At 66.2% G+C, this 1,207-nt stretch carries 1 pseudogene; it reads right to left on the bottom strand.

The window, feature by feature from the left end:
• Window positions 1–1,088 (bottom strand): annotated as a pseudogene (gene istA / locus APY03_RS26680) (IS21 family transposase); the annotation flags it as partial.
• Window positions 1,089–1,207: the final 119 nt, after the last annotated feature.

Raw genomic sequence — 1,207 nt, 5'->3', positions numbered from 1 at the left:
GGCCACGACGGCGTCGCCGGCCACCACCGTCACGCGCGTCGGGTACAGGTGCGTGCTGACCATCTGCCCGGCCAGCTCGCACGGCACCGAGTAGCGGTTGCGCGCCACCGAGACGAGACAGGTGCTGCTCACCCTGGCCACCTCCTCGACGTAGCCATCGAACGCGGCCGGCATCGGCATCAATTGCAGCCGCTCGTGCTCGAGCATCTCGGCGACGCTGAACTGCTTGTGCTCGGGATGCTTGATCTCCTGCCACAGCGCCCGGCAGCGCTCGCCCAGCCAGGCATTGAGCTCGTCGAAGCTGTCGAAGCGCCGCTCGCGCGCGTCGATCCAGATGCGCCGGCGGCTGTCCTGGACGTTCTTCTCGACGACACCCTTCTCCCAGCCCGAGGCCACGTTGCAGAAGTCGGGGTCGTACAGGTAATGCGCGCACATCACCGAGAAGCGCGCGTTGACGTGCGGCCCTTGCCCTTGTGCACCTTGTCCACGGCCGTGCGCATGTTGTCGTAGATCCCACGGCGCGCCACGCCGCCCAGCGCGGCGAAGGACCGGGTGTGGGCATCGAACAGCATTTCATGGCCCTGGCTCGGATACGCCACCAGCCAGAACGCCCGGCTCGCGCACAGCTTCATGTGCGCGACCTGCAGCTTGCGGTAGATCCCGCCGATCACCAGCGCCTCGTCGCTCCAGTCAAACTGGAACGCCTCGCCCAGCTCGAACGCCAGCGGCACGAACGCCTTACCGACCGCCACACCGCCTTGCTGCGCTCGCCACACACGGATGAAGTCGGTCAGTTGCGTATAGCCGCCTTCGTAGCCGGCCTCGGAAATCTGCTGCAGCAGTGCCTTGGCGGTTCGCCGCTCCTTGCGGGGGCGGCGCGCGTCGGCCAGCAACGCCGTCTTCACCGTCTCGACGAACGGTGCCAGCTTCGTCGTCGCTGCCTTGCGCCGGTACTTCGGTGGCTCCGCCACCGGCGTGCGCAGGTACTTGCGCACCGTGTTGCGCGACAGGCTCGTCGCCCTCACGATCTCTCGCACCGACTTCTTCCCGCGGTGGTGCATCCGCAGGACCTTGCCAATCATGGCCATGGTGATCACTCCTCATACCCCCACCGCTTAAAAAAGCAGCAGGGTAGGCTGAACACCCGGGTCAAATTTGAAGCGGCACAACCCTCACAGGTGGGTCAATTTTCGGCCGGCGCCAACAC

Origin of the sequence: Variovorax sp. WDL1 (assembly GCF_001541225.1) — a bacterium.
Lineage (GTDB): Bacteria > Pseudomonadota > Gammaproteobacteria > Burkholderiales > Burkholderiaceae_C > Variovorax.
This window is presented reverse-complemented; position numbering and strand designations above follow the sequence as displayed.